This window comes from Kribbella solani (genome assembly GCF_014205295.1).
GTDB lineage: Bacteria > Actinomycetota > Actinomycetes > Propionibacteriales > Kribbellaceae > Kribbella > Kribbella solani.
This window is the reverse complement of record NZ_JACHNF010000001.1, coordinates 491,424-517,585: the sequence shown is the minus strand read 5'-3', so window position 1 is coordinate 517,585 and position 26,162 is coordinate 491,424. Positions and strand designations below refer to the sequence as shown.

Below are 26,162 nucleotides of genomic sequence, written 5' to 3'. Positions count from 1 at the left end.
CGCGGCGGAGGCCGCCCTCCATCAGCTGCAGCCGGAGGTGCTGCCGCAGCCTTCGCAGACGTAGCAGGAGCCGCTCGGGCGCATCTTGGTGCCGCAGGTGAAGCAGAGCGGCGCGTCCACGGACGTACCCGTGATCAGCTCCAGCATCTCCGCGGTGGTGTGCGCCTCGCCCCGGATCGGCTTGACCGACGCCGCCTCGACCGGCTTGGCGCTGGTCTCGGTGCTTTCGGCCGGCTCCACCGTCTTCAGCGACTCGGCCTCGGAGATCTCCGGGATCGGCTCGTACGAGCCGGTGTCGAGCTGCCGGGACCGCTCCTCCGCGGAGTAGATGCCCAGCGCGGCCCGCTCGTCGAACGGCAGGTAGTCAAGGGCCAGCCGGCGGAAGATGTAGTCCATGATCGACTGCGCCATCCGGACGTCCGGGTCGTCGGTCAGACCGGCCGGCTCGAACTTCAGGTTGGTGAACTTCTGGACGTACGTCTCCAGCGGCACGCCGTGCTGGAGCGCGATCGAGATCGCGATCGAGAAGGCGTCCATCACCCCGGCCAGGGTCGAACCCTGCTTGCCCATCTTCAGGAAGACCTCGCCCAGACCGTCGTCCGGGTACGAGCCGGCGGTCATGTAGCCCTCGGCGCCACCGACGGTGAACGACGTGGTCCGGGACGGGCGCGACTTCGGCAGCCGCTGCCGGGTCGGCCGGTACTCGATCACCTTCTCGACGATCTTCTCCGCCACCGCGGCCTCGGCCGCGACCGCGTCGGCGGCCTTCTTCGCCTTCGCGTCCGCGAGCGGCTGACCGACCTTGCAGTTGTCGCGGTAGACCGCGAGCGCCTTCAGGCCGAGCTTCCAGCCCTGGAAGTAGACGTCGGCGATCTCCTCGACCGTCGCGGTCTCCGGCAGGTTCACCGTCTTCGAGATCGCGCCGGACAGGAACGGCTGCGCCGCCGCCATCATCCGGACGTGGCCCATCGGCTTGATCGCCCGCTCACCCATCGCGGTGTCGAAGATCTCGTAGTGCTCCGGCTTCAGGCCCGGGGCGTCGACGACGTGGCCGTTCTCCGCGATGTACTCGACGATCGCCTCGATCGTCTCCTCGGTGTACCCGTACTGGCGCAGCGCCCGCGGCACGGTCTGGTTGACGATCTGCATCGAGCCGCCGCCGACCAGCTTCTTGAACTTGACCAGCGAGAAGTCCGGCTCGATCCCGGTCGTGTCGCAGTCCATCATGAAGCCGATGGTGCCGGTCGGCGCGAGCACCGACGCCTGCGCGTTCCGCCAGCCGTTCTTGGCGCCGATCTTCAGTACGCCGTCCCAGGCCGCCGCCGCGTGCTGGTGCACGTCCTTGTCGATCTCGTGCATGGTCCGGATCGCGTCGTTGGCCGCCGCGTGCTTACGCATCACCCGGGTGTGGGCGTCCTTGTTCCGCTCGAAACCGTCGTACGCGCCGACGATGCCGGCCAGCTCCGCGGACCGCTTGTACGACGTGCCGGTCATCAGCGAGGTGATAGCGCCCGCCAGTGCGCGACCACCGTCGGAGTCGTACGCGTGCCCGGTCGCCATCAACAGCGCGCCGAGGTTCGCGTACCCGATGCCCAGCTGCCGGTACGCCCGGGTGGTGACGCCGATCGCCTCGGTCGGGAAGTCGGCGAAGCAGATCGAGATGTCCATCGCGGTGATGATCAGCTCGACCGCGCGGGTGAACTTCTCCGAGTCGAACAGGTCGTCGTCACGGAGGAACTTCAGCAGGTTCAGCGAGGCCAGATTGCAGGACGAGTTGTCCAGGTGCATGTACTCCGAACACGGGTTGGACGCGGTGATCCGGCCCGTCTCCGGCGTGGTGTGCCAGTCGTTGATGGTGTCGTCGTACTGCAGACCCGGGTCGGCGCAGGCCCACGCCGCCTGGGAGATCTTGTCGAACAGGTTCCGCGCGTCGACGGTCTCGATCACCGAGTTGTCCAGCCGCGCCCGCAGCCCGAACTCGCCTTTCTCCTCGACCGCGCGCATGAACTCGTCCGAGACCCGGACCGAGTTGTTCGCGTTCTGGTACTGCACCGAGGTGATGTCGCGACCGCCGAGGTCCATGTCGAAGCCCGCGTCGCGGAGGATGCGGATCTTCTCCTCCTCGCGCATCTTGGTGTCGACGAACTCCTCGATGTCCGGGTGGTCGATGTCCAGGACGACCATCTTCGCGGCCCGCCGGGTAGCGCCGCCGGACTTGATCGTGCCGGCCGACGCGTCCGCGCCGCGCATGAAGCTGACCGGGCCGGACGCGGTGCCGCCGGAGGACTGCAGCAGCTCCTTCGAGGAGCGGATCCGGGACAGGTTCAGGCCGGCGCCGGAGCCGCCCTTGAAGATCAGGCCCTCTTCCTTGTACCAGTTCAGGATCGACTCCATCGAGTCGTCCACGGCGAGGATGAAGCAGGCCGACACCTGCTGCGGGGAGGACGTCCCGACGTTGAACCAGACCGGCGAGTTGAAGCTGAAGTACTGGTGCAGCAGCAGCCAGGTGATCTCCTGCTCGAACACCTCGGCGTCCTTGGGCGTCGTGAAGTATCCGTGCTCCTCACCGGCCCGGCGGTACGTCTTCACCACCCGGTCGAGCAGCTGCTTGAGGCTCCACTCCCGGTTGTCGTGGGCGAGCGCGCCACGGAAGTACTTGGTGGTGACGATGGTCGAGGCGTTCACGCTCCAGAAGTCCGGGAACTCGACTCCGCGCTGCTCGAAGACGGTCTCACCGGTCTTCCAGTTCTGCTGGACGACGTCGCGACGCTCCCACGTCACCTCGTCGTACGGATGTACTCCTTCGGTGCTGAAAACCCGCTCGATGGTGAGTCCCGCGGGCGCGTTCTTGCGCCCCCGGAACCCGGCCGCCGACCGCTTGGTCGACCCCGAGTGGCCGGTCACCGTCTCTGTCATGGCTGCTCCTCGCCCTGTGTCTGTACTGCCGCGGTCTGTCGGGACCGCCCCGTTGAGGTACCGCGTGCTGCGTTTTCGTCGAACTGCCACTACTGGAACTTCCGTTCCCCCGGTTTACGTCTACGGGGTCGGCTTCAGCTGGTCCGGCTCGGTGCCGCGCGGCTCCTTCTCGGCCCGCAGCAGCGCGATCTCGGTCTCGAAGTCGTCGGCGGACTCGAACTGCCGGTACACGCTCGCGAACCGCAGGTACGCGACCTCGTCGAGCTCCCGCAGCGGCCCGAGGATCGCGAGACCGACCTCGTGCGCGGGAATCTCCGGCGAGCCGCTGCCCTTCAGCGCGTCCTCGACCTTCTGCCCGATCCGGGCGAGCTGGTCGGCGTTCACCGGCCGGCCCTTGCATGCCTTCCCGACCCCGCTGATGACCTTCTCCCGGCTGAACGGCTCGGTCGCGCCGGAACGCTTCACGACCGTGAGCTGCATCTGCTCGACAGTGGTGAACCGCTTCTCGCAGACCGGGCACTGGCGCCGGCGGCGGATCGCTCCGCCGTCCTCGGCCACCCGGCTGTCGACCACCCGGGAGTCGGCGTGCCGGCAATACGGACAGTGCATGACGGATCACTCCTCCCGTAGGCCGTCCGGGTGGACGGCTGTGGATCAGCCTGGGGACAACTTGTGTAGAACCTGTGGGCAACCAACCACAACCTGTGGAAAATTACACCCGTGTAACCACTACATCTAGCGATCCTAGAACTCTGCTCCCCCAGTTGCAAGAACGCCCCGATCTCCCGCGCGTGTCTGAAGTTTCAACATTCGCGCGGCCCGATGTACTCCCGCGTGGCGCCCTCCGGATGACCCTTTCGAGGCGCAAACTACGTCCTCGCCGCGGCCCTTGGGCGGTGTCCGGACGGCGGCCCCGAGCGGGTCGTCGCGGAGTCGTTCCAGGCCCTGACGCGGGGTGACTTCCGCGGGCCGGACCGGGTGTGCCGACCCGGAATCGGATAAGTGAGGATGTGCACATGAAGCCGGTGATTCTCGACGTCGACACGGGTCTCGACGACGCCTGCGCGCTGCTGCTCGCCGCCCAGCACCCGGAGCTCGACCTCAAGGCCGTCACGTGCGCCGGGGGCAACGTCGGGCTGGACGATGTGGTGATCAACACGCTCACCGTCCTGGACGCCGCCGGCCGGACGGACGTGCCGGTGGCCGCCGGCGCAGCCGCGCCGCTGATCCAGGCCGTCCGGCCGGCGCCGCACATTCACGGCGTGGACGGGCTCGGCGATCTCGACTGGCCACGGTCGGCGCGTACGACCGATCCGCGCCATGCCGTCGAGCTGCTCCGGGACGTACTGCGTGCGGCTGCGGCGAGTGGTGAGCTGATCACGCTCATCCCGTTGGCACCGTTGACGAACATCGCATTGCTGCTGCGTACGTACCCGGACGCGGCCGCCGGTTTGCGGGAGATCGTGTTCATGGGCGGTGCGGCCGGAATCGGGAACGTGACCGCGGCCGCCGAGTTCAACACCTGGGCGGACCCGGAGGCGGCCGCGATCGTGCTGGCGGCCGCGGGCGAGCTCGGCGTGCCGACGACGATGTACGGGCTCGATGTGTTCTACGACGTCGTCGTGACGCTCGAGCAGGCGCGTACGTTGGGCGGGTCGCAATCCGCCGACCTGGCGCGGGCCCTGATCGAGAAGCGGAGCGCGCTGTACCAAGCTGATGGGGCGACGATCGGTGATGGCGGGGCGATCTGCGCGGTGATCGATCCGACGGGGCTGGAGACGCGGGCGTACCCCGTGCGAGTTGAGCTGGCCGGGAGCTGGTCGCGGGGACGGACGATCGTCGACACGCGGGACAGGTCGGCGGATCGGACCAGCGACCCCCAGGGACAGGCCGCGACGACCGTGCAGGTCGCGACCGCGGTGGATGGCAACCGGTACGCCGACCTGTGGCTGAGCACAGTCGGCCGACAACACGCCTGACTCACCGTGACCACCCTGCCGTGACCCCCGGCCCCACCCCCGCACGCCCGCCGGCGTGACTGGTGGGTCAGCCGCCGCTCGTTCGGCAGGGCGGGCGGACTGGCTGGCGGTGGGCCGCTGTCTCGCTGGGGGTTCTCCACTCGTGTTGTGGGTTCTCCACCGGTGTGCGGGTGGAGAACCCACAAGAGCGGTGGATATCCACTCGTGTTGGGTGCCGGCGGAAGAGCCCGCCACCACGACCGCCGTGCACCCGCCACCCGACGCGCTTTGGGAAGCCCGCACCCACGGTGGGTTGTCTCTTCACGCGCTGCACCCTCCAAACCCACCCTCCAAACCCGGTTTGAGGAGCCACCGGCGGGTACGCGGGGTGGGGTTGGAGGGTGGGACAGGCAGGAGGTAGTGCAGGCGGACAGCCGCGGCAAGCACCCAGTGCGGCGCGGCGTACGCCGGTGCACTTCGGACGTTCACCTTCCAAATGGTTCGTTCCCTGCCCGCATGCCGGGGGTTGACGGACAACCGCGGAGGTTCACCCCTCAAATGGCAGTCAGCGCGCACGCGCGGCTCGAGAGGTGTACGGGCCGCGGGTCGGTACCGTCGGCGGTCGTGGATGCGGTGGGTCAGAATGAGTCGGTGACTGGATTTCGGCCGGAGTATCCGGTGCGGACCGAGCGGTTGGAGTTGCGGCCGCATCGGATGGATGACCTGGATGATCTGTTCGCGTTCCACTCGCGGCCGGAGGTGGTGCGGTACACGCCGTGGCCGGTGCGGGATCGGGAACAGACCCGGGTCGCGCTGGAGAAGAAGCTCTCCCAGGGCGAGCTGACGGAGCCGGGCCAGTGGCTCGTACTCGCGATCGAACTACGCGAGACCGGCACGGTGATCGGCGAGGTACTGCCGAAGTGGGCGAGTGCGGCCGATCGTCAGGGTGAGATCGGGTTCGCGCTGCATTCGGCGTACCAGGGCAAGGGGCTGGCAGCGGAGGCGGCTCGCGAGATGCTGCGGCTGGGCTTCGAAGAGCTCGGTCTGCACCGGATCGTCGCAGTTCTGGACGACCGTAACACCGCATCAGCACAACTCCTCGAACGCCTGGGCATGCGCCGAGAGGCACACCACCTACACGCCTCGGTGTTCAAAGGCGAGTGGGCCAACGAGTACGTGTACGCGCTACTGGACAACGAATGGCGCACTCCACGACCCTGACCAAACACGGCACCTTCCGGCCGGCCCTGAGGCTGTGCCGCGGTTGGGTGATGCGTGGTGTGGTTAGCCTGCTACTGGGATTTGGAGGGTTTGGCCGGGGGTGATGTCGGCCGGGGTGTGGAGGTTGTTGAGGTTGGCGATCTTCTCGACGACGGCGGTCGGGTCCTGCCCGGGGTTGGTGTCCTGGGCGATCGACCACAGGCTCTGACCGGGCGCGACCTGGACCGGGACGGTGTGGGTGAACCGCGGACCGGGCTCGAGCACGCCGCTCACGCGCAGACCGAGCACGACGATCGCCGCTCCGAACACCAGCACGGAGAGCGTCGTCACCAGCATCCGCCCGCGCCGCGTCAGCCGCAGCGCCACCGGCTCGCCATCGGTCACCTCGCGGGCGGACGGTGTGACATGCCGCAACCCGCTCGGCTCCGTCGCACCCCGCAATCCGCTCGGCTCCGTCGTACGCCGCAATTCGTTCGGTGCCGTCGCGCCGTGCTGGTGCGCCGTACGCCCGAGCGCCTCTCCCGAGCAACCCCGCACCGGCATCGGCTCGGTAGTCGCGCCCTGAATCCGCCGGCGGACCGGAGCAACTCGCGAAGGGACCGATTCCGCCGACCGGCGCGCCGCCGGTTCGGAAGCACTTTCTGCCGAGCGGCGGGTGGCCGGTGTGGGGACGATGCTGAGCAGTCGGCGCACGGGTGAGTGGGCAGCCGCTGCCGGCGGCTGCTGTTTGCGGTGCGGGGTGAGTGCGTCGGCCGTGAGAGCTGGTGTGCTCATCGGTTCCTCCAGACCTCGGTCAGTCCACGTCCTGCGGTGTTGGTTCCTGTCTACCGGCCGCCGCCGACAGTTTTCGGCGGGTGACGCGTTCGACCGGTCCGAACACTTGTTCGATCGAACGTCTGTACGAATGATTAACCGGCAGCCGCCCGTCGCGCAACCATCTCCAACCACGACACGCGGGAGAAATTCCCTGCCGCGTCAGCACCCCGCGTACGCCCTATAACCCGACACACGAACAAACGTGCGAACCGACACGCCTTCGAACAGATGTTTGAAGAATCTCAGAATTCGGTCTACGGTCATCACAGTCAGCAAGCTTCGGCCGGTGCGGTGATCGCCGGCCCGCACCCGAGGAGCACCAGCGATGGCCAGGACGCCGAGCGGTTCCAGCAAGGACGAGCGCACAGGCGTGGAGAAGGCAGCGGACAAGGCTCCCGACAAGGCCAAGGCCGCGGACCGGACCGTCAGCGAACTGCCTGACGGGCCGGCCGACGCGACCGGGCTGACGCCGCGGCAGCGCCGGGTGCTGGACGTGATCCGGGACTCGGTGGACAGCCGGGGCTACCCGCCGTCGATGCGGGAGATCGGTGAGCGGGTCGGCCTGACCAGCTCCTCCTCGGTGTCGCACCAGCTCCGCGTGCTGGAGCAGAAGGGCCTGCTCCGCCGCGACCCGAACCGGCCACGGGCGATCGAGGTGCGCTACCCGGGCGAGGTGGACGCCGCGGCCCGGCGGTCCGCGCTCGGCCCGGTCCGGCAGACGTCGTACGACGAGACCGGGGCCGGCGACGCGCACCCAGATGCGGCGTACGTGCCGGTCGTCGGCCGGATCGCCGCCGGTGGACCGATCCTCGCCGAGCAGGAGATCGAGGAGGTCTTCCCGTTGCCGAAGGCAATGGTCGGCGAGGGCACGCTGTTCATGCTCCGGGTCAAGGGTGAGTCGATGATCGAGGCGGCCATCTGCGACGGCGACTGGGTGGTCGTCCGGCAGCAGCCGACCGCGGAGAACGGCGACATCGTGGCCGCGATGATCGACGGCGAGGCGACCGTGAAGACGTTCAAGAAGACCAAGACGGAGATCCTGCTGCTGCCGCACAACCCGGCTTTCGAGGCGATCGACGGCACCGACGCGACCATTCTCGGAAAGGTCGTTACAGTTCTGCGTCGCGTCTGACATGGGAGACGGCCTGCGAAGTCCGGCGGGTCATGTCAGCATTGAGTCATGACGACTGTCTATGACTTCAGCGCGGCGCGGATCGAAGGCAATGAACAGTCTCTTGCCGATTTCCGCGACCAGGTGCTCCTGGTGGTGAACACGGCGTCGCAGTGTGCCCAAACCCCGCAGTACACGGGGCTGCAGAAGCTCTACAAGACCTACCGTCGGCAGGGCTTCTCCGTGCTCGGGTTTCCCTGCGACCAGTTCGGCCACCAGGAGCCCGGTGACGAGAACGAGATCGCGAACTTCTGCTCGACGATCTACCACGTCACGTTCCCGATGTTCGCCAAGATCGAGGTGAACGGTTCGAGGACGATTCCCTTGTACAACTGGCTGAAACGCGAGCAGGGCGGCCTGCTCGGCGGCCGGATCAAGTGGAACTTCACCAAGTTCCTGCTCGGCCGGGACGGCGCGGTGATCGCCCGGTACGCGCCGACCGCGACGCCGGAGAAGCTGGCCGAGAAGGTCGAGGCCGCACTGGCGGTGCCGGCACCGTCGCGGGAAACGAACGACTGACCCAAGCCGCGGTTTCGGGGCCGTACGCAACTGTTGTTGGGCGCAATTCTGCGACAACTGAACAGAAAGCGTCGCAGCGACGCAGTGCATTCACCGCATTTCGAACACTTCTGCCGATGATCTGCATGTCGCAAATACCGGCAATTGCAGCTTTCCGGGCAGGTTGCGGCCCGGCGAAACGCTCGGCGGTGACCGGGTCCAACCTCCGGCTCAGGACATCAGGACCGATTCCGGGTCGATGTCGAGGCGTAAACCGCGCCAGACCGGATGCCGGAGCCGTCCGTCACCGCCCCAGCCCGAGTAGGTCACCTCGGCCACCAGCACCGGGTCCAGCCAGTGCGCCCGCCGCTGGTCGGTGGCCGGGATACTCGCCGGATCGAACCCCGGGCGGTCGATCTCCAGGCCGGCCAGCTCGGCGCTGAGCATTTCCAGGGTGGCAAAGTCGAGGCCCGATCCGACCTTGCCGATCAGGACCAGGTCGCCGCCCGGCTCGGCATACGCCCCGCAGTAGAACGAGCCGATCCGGCCTTCCCGGTTCCCCTCCCCCGGGTGCCAGCCGAGTAGCACGACATCGCGGGTCAGCACCGGCTTGACCTTGATCCAGTCCGAGCTGCGCCGGCCCGGCAGGTACCTGGATTTTCGGCGTTTCGCCACCACGCCTTCGAGTCCTTGCGCCGCGGACAGGTCGAGCGCCTCGTCGCCGTCCTGGAACGCCGCCGGGATCTCCCAGAACGGGTCGCCGAGGTCGAGTGACTCGAGCAGCCCGCGCCGGTCGTCATACGTTGCCTCAAGCAACCATTTGCCGTCGAACCGGAGCAGGTCGAAGAGTCGTACCGAAACCGGCACCTCGGTGATCAGGTGCCGCAGCTGGCGCGGGTCGCGGACGTGCATCCGCCGCTGCAGCAGGCCGAACGACGGCGCGCCGTGTTCGTCCAGGGTGACGATCTCGCCGTCCAGCACCGCCGGGAGCCGCAGGCCGGGCGCCTCGGCCAGGCCGATCAGCTCGGGGTACCCGCCGGACACGTCGTGGCTGTTCCGCGACCACAACCGGCAGACGCCGTCGTCGACCTCGGCGATCACCCGGATGCCGTCCCACTTCATCTCGTACGACCAGCCCGCGCCCGCAGGCAGCTCGCCCAGCGCCGCCATCATCGGCAGCACCGGCGGACCGGCCACCGCGCTCATGTGGACTGCAACCGTTTCAACGCGCCGAGCACTTTCTCACGATCGGCCGTCGGCCACATCGGAGGCAAGGAGGCGCGCAGGAACGCACCGTACCGCTGGGTGACGATGCGGGGGTCGAGGATCGCGACCACGCCACGGTCCGAGCTGCGGCGGATCAGCCGGCCGGTACCCTGCGCGAGCAGCAGCCCGGCGTGGGTCGCCGCGACCGACATGAAGCCGTTGCCGCCCGCCTCGTCGACCGCGCGCTGGCGGGCGGCCATCAGTGGCTCGTCCGGGCGCGGGAACGGAATCCGGTCGATGATCACCAGGTTGCAGGTCGAGCCGGGCACGTCGATGCCCTGCCACAGCGACAACGTCCCGAACAGGGACGTCTCCGGGTCGTCGACGAACTCGCGGGCCAGCTCACCGAGCTGCGCGTCGCCCTGACAGAGCACCTTCAGGTCGGTCCCCTCGCGAACCGCCGCGGTCGCCGCCTCCGCCGCCCGGCGGGACGAGAACAGGCCGAGCGTACGTCCGCCGGCCGCGGTGATCAGGTCGATGATCTCCTCGAACTGCTTCTTGCCGAGACCGTCACGGTGCGGCGGCGGCAGGTGCTTGGCGACGTAGAGGATCGCCTGCTTCTCGTACTCGAACGGGGAACCGACGTCCAGACCGCGCCACGGCAGCGGCCCCTTCTCGGCGTCCGGGTCGAGCTCGGGCATCTCATCGTCGTCGTCGAGCTTGTCGGCGGGCCGGAGGCCGACCTGCCGGGCGATCGCGTCGAAGTCGCCGCCGAGCGTCAGGGTCGCGGAGGTGAGCACGGCCGTCCGGTCCCGGAGCACGAGCTCGCGGAGCAGGCCGGCCACGGTCAGCGGCGCGATCCGGAGCTCGCGGCCGAACCGGTCGCGGTCGATCATCCAGACCACGTCGGCGTCGCTCAGCGCGGCGACCCGCTCGGCGACGTCGAAGATCTCCTTGACCGCGCCCTTCGACTGCCGCTTGGCGCCGTCCGGGTCGTCGTCCTTGTCGTCGGACTTCTTGTTCAGGTCGGAGTACAGCCCGCGGGCCGCGTCCCGGATCAGGCCGGCTGCCTCCAGGACCGGGGCGTTGGACGGCTCGATCCGGCCCTCGCGGGTGCCGTCGAGGGCAGCACGCAACGCGTCGGACGCGTCGATCAGGTCGTCGGCCTTGTCGTCGTCGACGAACCGGCGGGCCCGCTTGGCGGCGCGCTCGACCATCTGCGGCGAGAGCTCGTCGCCGGCCGCGCCGGTGACCCGGGCGGGCAGCTCGTGCGCCTCGTCGACGATGACCACATCGTGCTCGGGCAGGACCGTACGGTTCTCGAAGGCGTCGATCGAGAGCAGCGCGTGGTTGGTGATGACGATGTCGGCCTTCCGGGCGTGCTCCTTGGCCTTCTCGGCGAAACACTCCTCCCCGTACGGGCACTTCTGCGCGCCGAGACACTCGCGCGCGGCGATCGCGATCTGCTGCCACGCCTGGTACTGGTGCGAGGGCGCGTGGTCGCGGTCACCGGCCGCGCCGTCGGCGAGCTGCTGCTCGGCCCACTCGCGGAGCTCGACCACCTGCCGGCCGACCTCACCCGCGGGCGGTACGTCGACCAGCATGCCGTCCTCGTCCGGCGCGCCCTCCCGAATCCGGTGCAGGCAGGCGTAGTTGTTCCGGCCCTTCTGGATCGCGTACTTCGGCCGGCGTGGCAGCAGCTTCTCGGTCGCGTCGAGCAGCGCCGGTACGTCGCGGTCGACGAGCTGGGACTGCAGTGCGAGCGTCGCGGTGGAGACGACGACCCGGCGGTCCTCGATCGCGTGCATCAGCGCTGGCACCAGGTACCCGAGGGATTTACCGGTACCGGTGCCGGCCTGGACCAGGAGATGCGAACCGTCGTGCATCGCGGTGTCCACGGCTTGCGCCATCTCCACCTGCCCCGGCCGTGTCTGTCCCGCGATCCCGGCCACGGCCGCTTCCAGCAGCTCCCGCACATCAACACCCACCGCCACACCCTAGCCCGCGCGACGGACAGATTTCCGGTCCGGCGGGCGAGGGTGTGGACAACTCGATGTGCTAGACGACGGCGCCCCGATCCGGCTGGGCGTCGCGGTCGACCTGGGCGCGCTTCGGGCGTGGCGGCGGTGCCGGGAAACGGCGTTCCAGCTCGAGCAGCAGTGGCGCGGCCGTCAGGTTCGACGAGTAGGTGCCGACGATGATGCCGAGCAGCAGCGCGAGCGCGAAGTCGGACAGCGAGTCGCCGCCCAGGAACAGCAGCGCGCTGAGGATGAACAGCGTCGAGATACCGGTGTTGATCGTCCGTGGCAGTACGTTCACGATCGCGGTGTCGATGATCTTGCCGAGCCCGTCGGTGGCACGGGCGTTGCGGGTCTCGCGAATCCGGTCGAAAACGACGACCGAGTCGTTCACCGTGTAACCGATGATGGTCAGGATCGCGGCCAGGAAGATGCCGTCGATCGGTTTCCCGGTCCACGCGAACACACCGACCACGACCGCCACGTTCTGCAGTAGTGCCAGCACCGCGCCGGCGCCGAACGTCCACCGGAAGCGCGCGGCCAAGTACGCCAATTGGGCCAGCAATGCGATTCCGAGCGCGATCAGGCCCTTGTTCCGTAGCTCTTCACCGAGCGACGGGCCGATACTCTCGTTCCGCAGTACGTCCGTGTCGCCGCCGATCCGGGACAACGATTCGCGGATCTTCTCCGCCTCGTCGTCGCTGATCGTCCCGGTCCGGACGGTGATGTCATCCGTGCCGGACGCCTGCACGACCGCGGTCGGGTACCCGGCCTCGGCGACCGCCGCGCGGGCCTGGTCCGGCGTGATCGACTGCGCCGTACTCACCTCGAGCAGCCGGCCGCCGGTGAACTCGATCCCGAGGTTCAGGCCGCGTACGGCGACGCCCGCGACGCTGACGATGATCGCGACCGCGGTGATCACCAGCCAGCGCCGGCTGTGCTTCATCAACGCCGGCTGCCGCGACTCCAGCCAGACCCGGACCCGCCCGTGACCGGCGATCCCGCTCAGCTTCGGGCGTCGCAGGACGAAACCACGCGACACCGCGAACTCCGCCAGCACCCGGGTCACGACCAGCGCGGACAGCATCGACGCCAGTACGCCGATCGACAGCGTGACGCCGAAGCCACGCACCGGGCCGGCCGCCAGGAAGAACAGCAGGCCGGCGGCCAGGATCGTGGTGATGTTCGAGTCGGCGATCGCCGACAGCGCGTTCTGGAAGCCGCTGCGCAGCGATCGGCGCAGTCCGTCCGTACGCCCGGCGATGTAATCCTCGCGGGCACGCTCGAAGACAAGGACGTTCGCGTCCACCGCCATCCCGATCGCCAGCACGAAGCCGGCCAGGCCAGGCAAGGTGAGGGTCGCTCCCAGCACGGTCAGCGCGGCGTACGACATCGCGGCGTACCCGATCAGGCCGAGTACCGCCATCAGGCCGACCAGGCGGTAGACCATGATGATGAACAGCGCGGTCAGCGCGAGACCGATGATCGCGGCCATTGCACTCGCCTGGATCGCGTCCTGGCCGAGCGACGGGCCGACCGTACGCTGATCGATCACCTCGACCGGCACCGGCAGCGCGCCACCCGAGATCAGCGCGGCCAGATCCTTCGCGCCCGCCTCGTCGAACGATCCGGAAATCGTCGTCGAACCACCGGCGATACCGATGTTGCAGAGCTGGTTGCCACCGTTCGGATCGACCTGCGGAGAGCTGATCACCTCGTTGTCGAGCACGATCGCGATCAGGCGTTGCGGCGTACCGACCGGCTGACAGGCCGCCTTGCCGGTGATGTTCGCCCAGATCTTGCCGCCGTCGCCCTTGAACTTCATGTCCACGAACCAGCCCTGCGCGACCTGCTGCGGGTCGAGCAGGCCGTCGGCACCACTGACCAGCTCACCGGTCATCGCGGGCTTCGCCAGCCGCAGGAGGCCCTGACCACTCTCCGGGGGAAGGTACGTCTCCCCCGCCGCGGGCTTGGCCGGCTTGGTCGCGACCTGGTCCAGCACCTCGTGGAACGTCAGCTGCGCGGTCTTGCCGATCACCTTCGCGGCCTCACGCGGGTCCTGCACGCCCGGCAACTCGACGATGATCCGGTTCTCACCCTGCCGGGTGACGTTCGGCTCGCTCACCCCGAGCGCGTCGATGCGCCGGTGCAGCACCTGGGTCGCCTTGTCGGTGGTCTCCTTGGTCGCCTTCACCGTCGGCGAATCCTTCGCCTCCAAGACGATCTGCGTCCCCCCACGCAGGTCGAGGCCGAGTTGGGGTTTCGCGGTCAACGTGACGTACGTCGACGCCGCGAGCACCAGGAGCGCGAGCAGAGCACGGACAAGGGACGACCGGTTCACCGAAGATCCTCCGGAGGTGGGCACCCAGCGTACGGGTGTCATGACAGAGAGCATCCACAGACTTGTGGAACGCACAGTGTACGGAAGCCATTCAACTCATAGTTATTGAACCATGGTACAAATAGTACTTACGTTCAATTAGTTGGGATGTGGTGCGGATGGGACCGGCGGCGCGTGCGGGGTGGCGGGAGTGGCTGGGGCTTGCGCTGCTGGCGCTGCCGACGATGTTGCTGGGGCTTGATGTGACGGCTCTCTACCTCGTGGCGCCGAACCTGGCCACGGATCTGAATCCGAGCGCGACCGAGACGCTGTGGATCATGGATGCGTACGGCTTCTTCATCGCGGGCTTTCTGATCACGATGGGGACCCTGGGCGACCGGATCGGCCGGCGCCGGTTGCTGATGATCGGGGTGGCAGCCTTCGGCGCGGCGTCGGTCTTCGCGGCCTTTGCCACCAGCGCCGTCCTGCTGATCGTGGCGCGAGCTTTGCTCGGCGTGGCCGGCGCGACGCTGATGCCCTCGACGCTGTCACTGGTCAGCAACATGTTCACCAACGTTCGTCAGCGAGCGCTGGCAATCGGCGTCTGGGCAACGATGTTCGCCCTGGGGATGGCCGCCGGCCCAGTCGTGGGTGGAGCCTTGGTCGCCGGCTTCTGGTGGGGTGCGGTTTTCCTCATCGCCGTGCCGGTTGCCGCGTTGGTACTGGCTGGTGCGCCGGCGCTGCTGCCGGAGTACCGGGCACCCGCCGGTCCGCTCGACCTGCCGAGTGCCGTGCTGTCCCTCGCCGCGATGCTGCCGATTGTTTACGCGGTCAAGCATGCGGCTGCCCACGGCATCGACCTCCAGGCATCGGCCGCCGTCCTGGTCGGTGGCACCGCGGCAGTCGCATTCGTCCGTCGTCAGCTGCGCCTGAGCGAACCGTTGCTGGACGTCAGACTCTTCACCAGCCGCACCTTCGCCGCGGCTCTGTCCGTCTTGCTGATCGGCCTGGCGGGGTTCGGCGGGGTGATGTTCCTGGTCACCCAGTACCTGCAGCTCGTCCAGGACCTCTCGCCGACGACGGCCGGAATGTGGATGGGTCCGCCCGCGCTGGCCATGCTCATCGGGGCGATCGGAGCCCCACTGCTGGCCGGTCGCATCGGGCCTGGCGTCGTCATGTCGGCCGCCTTGGCACTGTCGCTGTCCGGGTACGTGCTGCTTGCCCTCGCAGGGATCGAGAGCAGACTGAGTGTGGTCGGTGGATTCGCCTTCGTCTACCTCGGACTCGGCGTCATCGCCGCACTCGGTACTGACATCGTCGTCGGAGCAGCACCAGCAGAGAAGTCCGGATCCGCGGCGGCACTCTCCGAGACCGTTCAAGAACTTGGAATCGCGGCAGGGGTTGCGCTCCTGGGCAGCCTCACCACGGCCATCTACCGAAGCGAGACTGAGGCCCCGGCCGGGCTGTCACCAACCGCTGCCGATACCTACGGCGGCAGTCTTGCCGGAGCTTCGTCCCTCGCGCGCCAGTTGCCGTCATCGGCGCTCGACCAGGCACGCGCCGCGTTCACCAGCGGACTCAACACCGCCGCCGTGGTCGCCGGCCTTGCCGTACTAGCTGCCGCGCTGGCCTGCTTTGCGACACTGCGACACCTCCGGCCGCTCGACGACGCCGACCACGGCACCGAGCCGGTAGCCTCGACGAACACGAACGGCGACCACCGGTCGTCCGCCGCGGACCCAAGTAATCCAGCGACGCACTGACGAGCAGGACAGATGACGGCCGAACACGACACTGGCGATGGGCGCAGACTGCGCGGCCAACGTCGCCGGGCCCAGATTATCGAGGCGACGCTCGCGATCGTCCGCCGCGACGGAGCCACCGGGGTCACCCACCGTACCGTCGCCAAGGAAGCTGGGATCACCACCAGTCTGACCCTGTACTACTTCGCGACCCTGGACGACCTGCTGGTCTCCGCTCTGACCACCGTCACGGACGAGTACACCCGCCGCATCCGCCAACTCATCGAGTCCGGCGATGAGCCAATCGACGGTCTCGCCCACCTGATCGCGGAGTCCGCCGGCCCGGGCCGGGAGCGCGCGCTCGCCGAACGTGAACTGTCCACCTTGGCAGCCCGCCGACCCGCTCTCCGCCCGGTAGCCCGGCGCTGGCGCGAAAATGTCGCGGAACTTGCTCGGACCCAGACCGACGACCCCGACGCGATCGAAACCATCGTCGCGCTCTCCGACGGCCTCTGCACGGCCATCCTGCTCAACGAGGAGGAAGCCAACCCGGACCGCATCCGCACAGTCCTCAGCAAGGCACTACGTCGAACCAGCCAATAGAACCGACGGGTGTGCCTCTTCCGGCTCCAGCCGAAGGCTTCTGGGCCACCACCGGGCAGCCCGGCACTCGCCAGACCTCCCAGCTGTCATGCCAAGTTGCTGCGCTTCGAGGTTGGCCTGGGATTGTCGACCGCTGGACCCACGACCTGCCTGCTGGTCAGGCGGGGTCCGTGAACGTGATCGGCTTTCCGGTGGTCTTGGCGTAGGCGATTTCCTTGCTGGTGGACTCGCCGATGTATCCGCCTGGGTTGACGATCAGGATGCGGGTCGGCCAGGTCGATCTTGCGGAGGTGGAGGGCGGCCAGTGCCGTTTTCTGTTCTGGGGTGATCAGCTCCTGTGCGTCATGAACCGGACAGAGCCGCAGATGCAGACGATCTCGGGGCGGTCGGGCACGGGTCAGTCCTTCGGGTCGAACGGGAAACTGTCAGCAAGCGTACGAAACACCAGCGCCCGCACGTGAGGCCGCCGCTCGGCCTAGGAGCGGGTCGGCTTGCCCGCCGCACTTGAGGAGGTGAACGTGACCTCGGGGTATTGCCGTGATGGGTGGTTCAGCAAGGGTTGGGGTTTGCCGCGCAAGGTCAGGTCGAAGAAGCCGCGGACGTACGCGCGGGTGATGTCGACCGAGCGCGTGCCAGGAAGCCGGCTCCCAAGGTCCACGTTGATTTGCTGGGTGACGACGTCGTAGTCGGTGAAGGATGCGTGGACCGCGCCGGTTACCGCGAGGCGTCGTTTCCAGCCGGTCAGGTGTTGCCAGTTGCGGTCCCAGGAGGCGTCGGGCGCGTTCTGGCCGAACATCAGGAACGGGCGCGACAGGCCGCTCGCCGGCAGGTCCTTGAACATGGTCCCGTCCAGGTTGATCCCAGCCCGTACGCGCGGATCCGTCAGCATCGTCTCGCCGACGCTCGCGCCACCGATCGACATCCCCGCCATCGCGATCCTGGACCGATCGATCAACCCCGGCCCGATGAAGGACCACCCGGTTCGGTCAGTTCGGGCCGTTTGGTTCGGGCGTGGTCCGGTCAGCTTGTCGAGTACGAAGGAGATGTCGCGGGCGCGGCCGTTGATGACGGTTGGCTCGAAGTTTGGCCTGTCCATGAAATCGCAGGCAGTACATCCGATGACCCGCCCGTCCGGGAAGGTCATCCCCGCGTTCTCGTACGCATGGTCGACCGCGGCCACCACGTACCCCCAGCTCGCGAGGTCCTCGGCCAGGGCGGTCAGCGAACTGCGCGGCCAGGTGAACCCAGGCGACAACACCACCAGCGGAAGATGCCGTCCGGCTGGGCGAGCATCGGCGTACGCGTGGGTGCGCGTCTTACTCAAAATGTCCAACGGGACGGTGGTGATCCCCGCGCTGGTGAGTAGTAGCTCTGACTCCTTGGCCGTCATGTACGGCGCGGGGTGCGCGCCCGGCGACCGAGCTGGATACCAGAGCGAAACCATCAGCTCCCGCGCCCGCGCCGATGGAACCCACGGGTCCCGGCGAGACGTGTCCTTCAAATACAGCGACGTGGTGCCGACCAGGTGTGGTCCGGTCGGAGCCGGCAGGGACGGCGTGACGCGCGGCGCCGCTGAACTGCTGGAGACGGCGGTCGTACTGGAGAGCAGCACGGCGGCGGCGACCAATACGCACCGGAGCACGAATGCCCTTCTGTACCAAGAGAATCGAGATTCCATGACCCCGACCCTGTCATCGATCGCCGGCGCCCAACACCGACCGAAAGACCTGTTCGCACCAGTACTTTCGAGCGGTAGGTGACTGCCTGACGCGAGCACGCCTGGTTCACGAGTTGCAGAATTCTTCAATTCACTACATCATCAAGCTGACCGTGGATGTCGAGGGCAGGAGCGCTGGTGGAGACGAGTGAGTTCGCGGCGGACCTGCGGCGGCGGGTCCGGGAGGCGAGGCTGGCGCTGGACGTGGCGAGTGCCGAGGGCGACTTCTACGCGGTAGACATCCGCACCGGCGAACTCGACAGCCTGCTGCGGATCGCCATGGAGCACAACATCACGCTCAACCCGAACGAAGCGCTCGTCACGGGCGAGGCGCTCGTCACGGGTGGCTCCGGCGGCTCCGGTGATGATGTCGTGGGGCCGGGTGGTGAGCGGTGACCGCGCCGGTGCCGTTGTACCAGGCGAAGGCGGAGTTCTTTCGGCTGCTAGGTCATCCGGTCCGGATCCGCGTACTCGAGCTGCTCCAGGACGGCCCGCGACCCGTACGCGACCTGCTCGCCGAGATCGGTATCGAGCCGTCCAGTCTGTCCCAGCAGTTGGCGGTCTTGCGCAGGTACGGCATCGTGACGTCGCGGCGTGAGGGTTCAACCGTGGTGTACGAACTCGCCGGCGGCGACGTCGCCGAACTGCTGCGGATCGCGCGCCGCATCCTGACCGAACTGCTCACAGGCCAAAGCGAACTACTCGCCGAACTACGCGACGCCGAGTCGGCCGGTCGGTGAGTGCCGGGTTCGGGGTCTGGCAGCGGACGCGGTCGCTGCTTCCCGCGCGCACCGATCTGGCCGCGATGTCGCGGCAGCCCCGCCGTGACCTGGTCGCCGGGCTCACCGTGGCGATCGTCGCGCTTCCGCTCGCACTCGGATTCGGCATCTCGTCCGGACTCGGCGCGGCTGCCGGGCTCACCACCGCCGTGGTGGCCGGCGCGCTCGCGGCGTTCTTCGGCGGCTCCGGCCTGCAGGTGTCCGGACCGACCGGCGCGATGACCGTCGTCCTGGTACCGATCATGCACGCGCACGGCGCCGCCGGCGTGCTCGCGGTCGGGCTGATGGCCGGCCTGATCCTGATCGGTCTGGCGTACGCGCGCGCCGGCCGCTACATGGCGTACGTGCCCGCGTCGGTGGTCGAGGGGTTCACGCTCGGCATCGCCTGCGTCATCGGCTTGCAGCAACTACCCGCGGCGCTCGGCGTCGCGACACCGCACGGCGACCAGATCATCGTCGTCGCGGCCCGTTCGATCGCCAGTTTCGCCGCGAACCCCAACTGGACCGCGGTCGCGATCGCCGGCATCGTCGCGCTGACCATCCTGGCCGGCGCCCGCATCCGGCCGGTCGTGCCCTTCTCGATCCTCGCGGTCGCGGCCGCGGCCGTGATCGTCGAACTCGCCGGCCTGAACGTCGCCCGGATCGGAACGCTGCCCACCGGCCTCGCGGCGCCCTCCTTGTCGTTCATCGACCCCGCCGCGCTCGGCTCCTTGGCCGGTGCGGCGCTGGCGGTCGCGGCGCTCGCCGCGCTCGAGTCGCTGCTGTCGGCAGCCGTTGCCGACGGCATGGGAGTCAACCACCGCCACGACCCGGACCGCGAACTGTTCGGCCAAGGCCTCGCCAACCTCATCACCCCGCTGTTCGGAGGCGTTCCTGCTACTGGCGCGATCGCCCGGACCGCGGTCAACGTACGCTCCGGAGCCGGATCGCGTCTTGCCGCACTGGTTCACGCTGCTCTCCTCGCCGCGATCATCTACACGGCGGCACCGCTGGTCGGGAAGATCCCGCTCGCGGCACTGGCCGGGGTCCTGCTCGCCACTTCGGTACGGATGGTCGAGGTCGGCTCCATCCGCGCCATGACCCGCGCCACCCGATCAGACGCGATCGTCCTCATCCTCACTGCCGCCGCGACCCTCGCGCTCGACCTGGTCAAGGCCGTACTCCTCGGTCTCGTCGTCGCCGGCGCGCTCGCACTCCGAGCCGTCGCCAGAGCCGCCCGCATCCGGCAGATGCCGCTGCACCCAGACCTGCCCGGCGACCACACGGCCGAAGAACGCGCACTCCTGGACCAGCACATCGTGGCGTACCGGATCGACGGGCCACTCCTGTTCGCGGCACACCGTTTCCTGCTGGAACTGTCCGAGGTCGCGCACGTCTCGATCGTCATCCTGCGCATGTCAGCCGTCAGCGCGATCGACGCCAGCGGCGCCCTCGTACTCAAAGACGCCATCGAGAAACTCCAGCACCGCGGCATCACCGTCTTCATGTCCGGCATCCGCCCCGGCCACCACCGCACCCTCGACGCCCTGGACGTCACCAACAACCTCCGCCACGCCGGCCACGTCTTCACCACCACCCCGGAAGCCATCAACGCCGCCCGATCCCACCTACACCAGGCCGGCGTCCTCCGACCCACTGGGCCCGTCACCACCGACAAGACCCCACCAGCGGCGTAGCTCCCCCTGCCGCGGCCTGCCATCAATCGCTCCAGCCATTGATGGGTGGGGCACTTTGAGAAGCCACCGTTTGCTTGGACGGCCGGCTGATGCGCGGTGGCTTCCCAAAGTGAGCCCGGCCGGTTCGCAAGTCTCGGAACCGATCGTTGAGATCCGGTCAGCGGCTACCGTCTGCGGATGGACATTGACTGGAACGCCGAGGTGGTCGACCAGATCGAGTCGCACTGGCGGCATCAACTCAGGCCCCGTTTGGATGGGCTGACCGACGACGAGTACTTCTGGCAGCCGGTCCCCGACTGCTGGACACTCAGCCGACGAGGTCAAAGCTCTGCGCCGATCTCCTTCGGGGCCGGCGATTTCACCATGGACTACGGTGAGCCGCCTTACGAGCAGGAGCCTGTGACGACAATCGCCTGGCGGCTGGCGCATCTGATCGGCGAGTTCGCATCGGCCAACAGCAAGCGTTTCGGCCGCGAGGCCACCAGTGTGGCGACATTCTGTTACGCGGGCACCGCCCGGGAGGCGCTGCAGCAGCTTGATGACGAGTACGCGACCTGGGTCAACGGTGTGCGCAGCCTCGGCACGGCAGGACTCGCACAGCCTCAAGGCGAGCCACCCGCCTTCGCCCACGCGCCGATGGCCAGAAAGATGCTGTATTCGAACGTCGAGATCATTCACCATGGCGCGGAGATTTGCCTGCTCCGCGACCTCTACTTGCGGAACGGGTATGGCAAGTCACAAACATAGGGCCACAGGGCGGCCCGGAGGTCCCATCCACACTCGGAGACTACGCAGACTCTGGGCTTGACTGGGGCAGTAAAGACATCCACCCGCGTTGGGGTTCGATCGGGATCGCTGCAGACGTCGCGGACAGTGTCGTCGACCGCGTGATAGCACGAGCCGTAGGCGGCAGCCCACGGCGAGAGCCGAAATGTCCGGCGTGGGTTAGTCGGGGGTGTCTAGGCCGTTTTGGATTGCGTAGCGGACCAGTTCGGCTCGGTTGTGGAGTTGGAGTTTTCGGAGGGTGTTTTGGACGTGGTTTTCTACCGTGCGGTGGGACAGGACCAGGCGGGTGGCTATTTGTTTGGCGGTGAGGCCGCGGGCTACCAGGCGGAGGACTTCGGTTTCGCGGGTGGTCAGGTGTGGGACTTCGGGGCCGGGGCCGAGGCGGTGGTACTCACCGAGGAGGAGGCCGGCGAGGCCGGGGGTGAAGACGGCGTCGCCTTCGGCTGTGCGGCGGACGGCGTCGTCGAATTCGTCGAGGGAGGCTGATTTCACCAGGTAGCCGGAGGCGCCGTTCTTGACCGCGGCGAGTACGTCTTCCTGTTCGGCGCTCGCGGAGAGTACGAGGACGCGGGTGTCGGGCAGGGCCGCGGTGATCTCGCGCGTCGCGTCCACGCCGGAACTCAACCGAGAGCCGGAGGAACCAGCAGAACCAGCACCGGACGATCCGGCGGAGGCCCCCGCGGCGGAGCCGGGGGTGGGGGTTGGGGTTAGTTGGAGGTCCATGATGATTACGTCGGGGTGGGTGGCGAGGGCTATTTTTACTGCGCTAGTGGCGTCGGCGGCGGTTGCGCAGACGTTGTAGCCGCGGCTGGTGAGGTCGCGGGCTACGCCTTCGCGCCACATCGGGTGGTCGTCGACGATCATGACGCGGGTCATCTGCTGATCACCAGTTCCCATTCGGTTCCTTCGCCGGGTGCGGTGCGTACGGTGGCGGTGCCGCCGAGGTCCGTGACGCGGCCGCGGATCGACTGGCTGACGCCGAGGTGGCCGTCGGCGTGGGCCTGGTCGAGCCGGGCGGGGGTGGTACCGACGCCGTCGTCGCGAACCGACAGTACGATCTCCGGTCCGAGGTCTTCGACGGTCACCCAGCAACGCGCGTCCGGGCCGGCGTGCTTGGACACGTTGCTCAACGCTTCCTTGACCGCGGCAACCAGTTCGGCGGCAACGGTCGCGGGCAGCAGGACCTGGGTGGCGGGTACGACGACATCGACCCGGGTCGTGGCCAGCGGTAACAACAGGCTGCACAGGTCGATCTGGTTGTCTTGGGCAATGGTTGGGCGGGCGGACATCAAGGTGCGGAGGGCAACTTCCTGTTCGGCGGCGAGGGTGGCGAGTTCGGTTGCCTCGCCGCCGATCGCGGTACCGCGGCGCTGGACCTGAGCGAGCACTTGGAGTACGCCGTCGTGGATCGAACGGCTCAGCCGCAGGCGCTCCGCGGTCGCGCTCTCGGTCGCGATCGCCTCGCGTAGGCGCGCGTCTGCTTGTCGCATCGTGGTCGCCGCGTACCCGACGACCAAACCGGCTACCAGGAGCAGTTGTACGTTGCTGAGGATCTTGGACGGATGTTCGAGGCCGCGCAGGGACAGCAACGCGAGGCTGATCGTCGCCGCGCCGACCAGGCCGCCGTCACGCCCGCGGGCGATCGCCAATGCGAGCACCGGTCCGGCGGCCCAGACCGACGTGAGTACGGATGCGCCGGCGCGGATGTCGACGAGCGGCTGGGCCCAGAGCGTGGCGTACATGCAAGCGGCCGTGATGACGAGATCGGCGAGTGCGAGCCGGGTGTTCCGGCGGCCCCAGCGGCGGCTGTATCCATAGGACGAGATCAGTGTCCACAGGCCCATAACCGCCATTTGCGCGACCGCGCCGGACGGCCGGGCGATGCCGTCCCAGCGGGTCCAGACGCCGACGCAGGCGAACGCCCAGGTGATCGCGCGGAACGCGACCAGCGCACGCCACAACGGCTGCAACGGGTCGTCACCCCCACGCCCCACCCGCGCGAGCCCCGCCCGCCAGAGCCCCACCGGCGAGAGCCCGACCCGCGCCGTATCGACCCGCGACGCCTCACCGTCCGACGCATCGACCCGCGACGCCTCACCGTGCGCCGCGTCGACCCGCGACGTCTCCACCCGCGACGCCTCACCCTGCGGCAGCTCCGCCTTGGACCGTTCCACCCGGGACAGTCTGCCAAGGATGTCCGCCGCGCCGCGTGAGCCCTTCTACTCAGAAGGTTTTCCCGCGCGTTGAAAGATTTCTTCGCGGATCCACTTCAGCCCTTCCGGGTTTGCCCGTACCGTCCCGGGCAAACACGCTCGGGGGAGCTTCGATCACATTCAGTGACAGAATCGGAGGGGGAATCGTGCGCAAGCTACCTGCCGGGCTGTTCAGCCTGGCTCTGGCGGCGTCGACCGGGCTCGGCATGGCCGCGGCCTCGGCGAGCAACGTCGCCGCACCGCCCACACAGCGATCCGCACCGAGCGCCGGCGAGGCCGCGGCGGCATCGGACGACCTGTCCAGTCCGCTGGAGGACAAGCGCCGCGATCTGCGGCAGGAGGCCCTCACCAAGGTCCTGAACGGCACGGCGACACCCGAGCAGCGCAACGGCAGCACCGTCGTCAACCTCGGCGCCAAGGCGGCGGGGGCCAAGGGCACGAAGAACGCCAAGGGCAAGGTCGACCAGTACGTCGAGCTGTCCCGTGAGAAGACCGACCAGATTTTCGTCATCCTGGCGGAGTTCGGCAACGAGCGGCACCCGAACTACCCGGACCAGGACACCAACGCGGGCATTCCCGGCCCGGCCCGGTTCGACGGCCCGCTGCACAACGAGATCCCGGCACCGGATCGCGCTGTCGACAACTCCACCATCTGGCAGACCAACTACAACCAGAAGCACTACCAGGACCTGTACTTCGGCAACGGCAACTCGGTGAAGAAGTACTACGAGAAGCAGTCCTCCGGCCGGTACTCGGTGTCCGGCCAGGTCACCAACTGGGTGAAGGTGAAGTACAACGAGGCCAGGTACGGTCGCTCGAACGGCTACCCGTGCGCCGGCAACGTCTGCAGCAACACCTGGAACCTGGTCCAGGACGCGGTCAACCAGTGGGTCGCGGACCAGAAGGCGCAGGGCCAGACCACCGCACAGATCGCCGCGAGCCTGAAGGCGTTCGACCAGTGGGACCGGTACGACTACGACGGTGACGGCAACTTCAACGAGCCGGACGGGTACATCGACCACTTCCAGATCGTGCATTCCGGCGGCGACCAGGCCGATCGCGACCCGTGGCAGGGCGAGGACGCGATCTGGTCGCACCGCTGGTACGCCGGGTTCCCGGGTGGCCCCTCGAACAACCCGAACGGCGGCGCGCAGGTCGGCGACACCGGGCTGTACGTCGGCGACTACACGATCCAGCCGGAGAACGGCGGCGTCAGCGTCTTCGCGCACGAGTACGGGCACGACCTCGGGCTGCCGGACGAGTACGACACCTCGGGCGCGGCCGTCGAGAACGGCGTGAACTGGTGGACGATGATGGCGCAGAGCCGGGTCGGCAAACCGTCCGACGGCGGAATCGGCGAGCAAGCGGCCGATTTCAACAGCTGGGACAAACTGCAGCTCGGCTGGCTCGACTACGAGATCGTGAACTCCGGCCAGAACCGGACCGTGGAGCTCGGCCCACACGAGTACAACTCGGCGAAGGCGCAGGGTCTGGTGGTGACGCTGCCGAAGAAACAGGTGGAGCACCAGCTCGTACCGCCCGCAGCCGGCACGAAGTCCTGGTGGAGCGGCCAGGGCAACATGCTGAGCAACACGATGAGCCGCCAGGTGACGCTCCCGGCCGGCCAGCCCGCGAGTCTGACCTTTCAGGCGAACTGGGACATCGAGGACTGCGGTACGACGGCGTGCGACTACGCGTACGTCGACGTCAACGACGGCTCCGGCGCCAAGCCGATCAAGGGCAGTATCACGAAGGATGCCGAGGGCAACGGCATCGACGGGAAGAGCAACGGCTGGGTGCCGGCCACGTTCGACCTGTCGGCGTATGCCGGGAAGACGATCACGCTGCAGTTCCGGTACGCCACCGACCCGGCGACCGGCGGACTCGGCTTCTTCGCCGACGACATCAAGGTGACGTCGGGTTCTGCCACCGTGCTCAGCTCCGGCGCGGAGACCTCGCCGGACGGGTGGACACTGAAGGGGTTCAGCGCGGCCGGGGCGTCGTACACGAGTCTGTACGACAACTACTACCTGGCGTCGAACATCAACTACGTCGACTACGACAAGCACCTGCAGACCGGCCCGTACAACTACGGCTGGCTCAGCACGCAGGCCCGCAAGGCGGAGCACTTCCCGTACCAGGACGGTCTGCTGATCTGGTACTGGGACACGTCGCAGGAGGACAACAACACCAACGAGCACCCGGGCTCCGGCCTGATCCTGCCGATCGACTCGCATCCGACGCCGATCAACAGCATGGACGGGAACGTGTGGCGACCGCGGGTTTCGGCGTACGACGCGCCGTTCGGGCTGGAGAAGGCGGACTCGTTCACGCTGCACCTCAACGGGCAGCCGAGCTACATCCGCGGCCAGAGCGCGGTCCGGACCTTCAACGACAGCAAGTCGTACTGGTCCGCGGACCTGCCGACGAGCAGCGTCAAGGTCCCGAACAACGGAGTGAACATCAAGGTCGTCTCGAAGACCGGCACCTCGATGAAGGTTCAGGTGTCCAAGCGTAAGTAA

At 68.0% G+C, this 26,162-nt stretch carries 20 protein-coding genes; 11 read left to right on the top strand and 9 right to left on the bottom strand.

Going from position 1 to position 26,162, the window contains the following annotated elements:
* Positions 1–21 precede the first annotated feature (21 nt).
* Together HDA44_RS02435 and nrdR are read right to left on the bottom strand one after the other, a co-directional pair.
* On the bottom strand, positions 22–2,916 hold the full coding sequence (locus tag HDA44_RS02435; RefSeq protein ID WP_184830932.1) for a vitamin B12-dependent ribonucleotide reductase: 2,895 nt from the start codon (positions 2,914–2,916) through the stop codon (positions 22–24).
* 120 nt (positions 2,917–3,036) lie between these two features.
* Positions 3,037–3,525 (bottom strand): transcriptional regulator NrdR, encoded by a 489-nt coding sequence (gene nrdR, locus HDA44_RS02430; protein WP_184830930.1) that lies wholly within the window; start codon positions 3,523–3,525, stop codon positions 3,037–3,039.
* Positions 3,526–3,932: 407 nt separating this feature from the next.
* On the opposite strand from nrdR, the gene HDA44_RS02425 reads away from it, so the two are divergent.
* Both HDA44_RS02425 and HDA44_RS02420 read left to right on the top strand, forming a co-directional pair.
* The gene (locus HDA44_RS02425; protein WP_184830928.1) at positions 3,933–4,895 is read left to right on the top strand and encodes a nucleoside hydrolase; all 963 of its coding nucleotides are present in this window, start codon (positions 3,933–3,935) and stop codon (positions 4,893–4,895) included.
* Between the two features lie 630 nt (positions 4,896–5,525).
* Complete coding sequence (locus tag HDA44_RS02420; RefSeq protein WP_337905594.1) at positions 5,526–6,095, top strand: GNAT family N-acetyltransferase; 570 nt, start codon at positions 5,526–5,528, stop codon at positions 6,093–6,095.
* A gap of 63 nt (positions 6,096–6,158) precedes the next feature.
* Here the strand turns inward: HDA44_RS02420 and HDA44_RS02415 are convergent, their stop codons facing one another.
* Complete coding sequence (locus tag HDA44_RS02415) at positions 6,159–6,869, bottom strand: LysM peptidoglycan-binding domain-containing protein (RefSeq protein WP_238352341.1); 711 nt, start codon at positions 6,867–6,869, stop codon at positions 6,159–6,161.
* A 367-nt stretch (positions 6,870–7,236) separates the two neighbouring features.
* Between HDA44_RS02415 and lexA the strand changes: the two genes are divergently transcribed.
* Positions 7,237–8,043, top strand: coding sequence for a transcriptional repressor LexA (gene lexA, locus HDA44_RS02410; RefSeq protein ID WP_238352340.1), 807 nt, complete (start codon positions 7,237–7,239; stop codon positions 8,041–8,043).
* 48 nt (positions 8,044–8,091) lie between these two features.
* Entirely contained in the window at positions 8,092–8,601 is a 510-nt protein-coding gene (locus HDA44_RS02405) for a glutathione peroxidase (RefSeq protein ID WP_184830924.1), read from the top strand.
* Between the two features lie 210 nt (positions 8,602–8,811).
* Here HDA44_RS02405 and ligD read toward each other — a convergent pair whose 3' ends face one another.
* The 3 genes from ligD to secD all read right to left on the bottom strand — a co-directional run bounded on the left by ligD (position 8,812) and on the right by secD (position 14,145).
* On the bottom strand, positions 8,812–9,786 hold the full coding sequence (ligD, locus tag HDA44_RS02400) for a non-homologous end-joining DNA ligase (RefSeq protein ID WP_184830922.1): 975 nt from the start codon (positions 9,784–9,786) through the stop codon (positions 8,812–8,814).
* Positions 9,783–11,780 (bottom strand): ATP-dependent DNA helicase, encoded by a 1,998-nt coding sequence (locus HDA44_RS02395; protein WP_184830920.1) that lies wholly within the window; start codon positions 11,778–11,780, stop codon positions 9,783–9,785. Before HDA44_RS02395 ends, ligD begins: the two co-directional genes overlap by 4 nt.
* Positions 11,781–11,844: 64 nt before the next feature.
* The gene (gene secD, locus HDA44_RS02390) at positions 11,845–14,145 is read right to left on the bottom strand and encodes a protein translocase subunit SecD (RefSeq protein WP_184830917.1); all 2,301 of its coding nucleotides are present in this window, start codon (positions 14,143–14,145) and stop codon (positions 11,845–11,847) included.
* A gap of 158 nt (positions 14,146–14,303) precedes the next feature.
* Here secD and HDA44_RS02385 point away from each other — a divergent pair, with 158 nt between their 5' ends.
* Together HDA44_RS02385 and HDA44_RS02380 are read left to right on the top strand one after the other, a co-directional pair.
* Positions 14,304–15,887 carry an MFS transporter gene (locus tag HDA44_RS02385; protein WP_184830915.1) on the top strand — a complete coding sequence of 528 codons (1,584 nt, stop codon included), beginning with the start codon at positions 14,304–14,306 and terminating at the stop codon, positions 15,885–15,887.
* 12 nt (positions 15,888–15,899) lie between these two features.
* A complete protein-coding gene (locus tag HDA44_RS02380; protein WP_184830913.1) occupies positions 15,900–16,469 on the top strand; it encodes a TetR/AcrR family transcriptional regulator in 570 nt (189 codons plus the stop codon).
* A gap of 475 nt (positions 16,470–16,944) precedes the next feature.
* Here the strand turns inward: HDA44_RS02380 and HDA44_RS02375 are convergent, their stop codons facing one another.
* Entirely contained in the window at positions 16,945–18,111 is a 1,167-nt protein-coding gene (locus HDA44_RS02375; protein WP_337905593.1) for an alpha/beta hydrolase family protein, read from the bottom strand.
* Between the two features lie 192 nt (positions 18,112–18,303).
* Between HDA44_RS02375 and HDA44_RS02370 the strand changes: the two genes are divergently transcribed.
* The 4 genes from HDA44_RS02370 to HDA44_RS02355 all read left to right on the top strand — a co-directional run bounded on the left by HDA44_RS02370 (position 18,304) and on the right by HDA44_RS02355 (position 21,388).
* Complete coding sequence (locus tag HDA44_RS02370) at positions 18,304–18,582, top strand: hypothetical protein (RefSeq protein WP_184830909.1); 279 nt, start codon at positions 18,304–18,306, stop codon at positions 18,580–18,582.
* Positions 18,579–18,926: an ArsR/SmtB family transcription factor gene (locus tag HDA44_RS02365; protein WP_319037288.1), complete on the top strand. Its 348-nt coding sequence runs from the start codon at positions 18,579–18,581 to the stop codon at positions 18,924–18,926. The genes HDA44_RS02370 and HDA44_RS02365 overlap by 4 nt, the downstream gene beginning before the upstream one ends.
* Positions 18,923–20,641 carry a SulP family inorganic anion transporter gene (locus HDA44_RS02360; protein WP_337905592.1) on the top strand — a complete coding sequence of 573 codons (1,719 nt, stop codon included), beginning with the start codon at positions 18,923–18,925 and terminating at the stop codon, positions 20,639–20,641. Before HDA44_RS02365 ends, HDA44_RS02360 begins: the two co-directional genes overlap by 4 nt.
* Positions 20,642–20,818: 177 nt before the next feature.
* Complete coding sequence (locus HDA44_RS02355; RefSeq protein ID WP_202887074.1) at positions 20,819–21,388, top strand: DinB family protein; 570 nt, start codon at positions 20,819–20,821, stop codon at positions 21,386–21,388.
* A 198-nt stretch (positions 21,389–21,586) separates the two neighbouring features.
* Here the strand turns inward: HDA44_RS02355 and HDA44_RS02350 are convergent, their stop codons facing one another.
* Entirely contained in the window at positions 21,587–22,303 is a 717-nt protein-coding gene (locus tag HDA44_RS02350) for a LuxR C-terminal-related transcriptional regulator (RefSeq protein WP_184842731.1), read from the bottom strand.
* Complete coding sequence (gene macS / locus HDA44_RS02345) at positions 22,300–23,601, bottom strand: MacS family sensor histidine kinase (protein ID WP_337905591.1); 1,302 nt, start codon at positions 23,599–23,601, stop codon at positions 22,300–22,302. Before macS ends, HDA44_RS02350 begins: the two co-directional genes overlap by 4 nt.
* A 185-nt stretch (positions 23,602–23,786) precedes the next feature.
* On the opposite strand from macS, the gene HDA44_RS02340 reads away from it, so the two are divergent.
* Entirely contained in the window at positions 23,787–26,162 is a 2,376-nt protein-coding gene (locus HDA44_RS02340; protein WP_184830907.1) for an immune inhibitor A domain-containing protein, read from the top strand.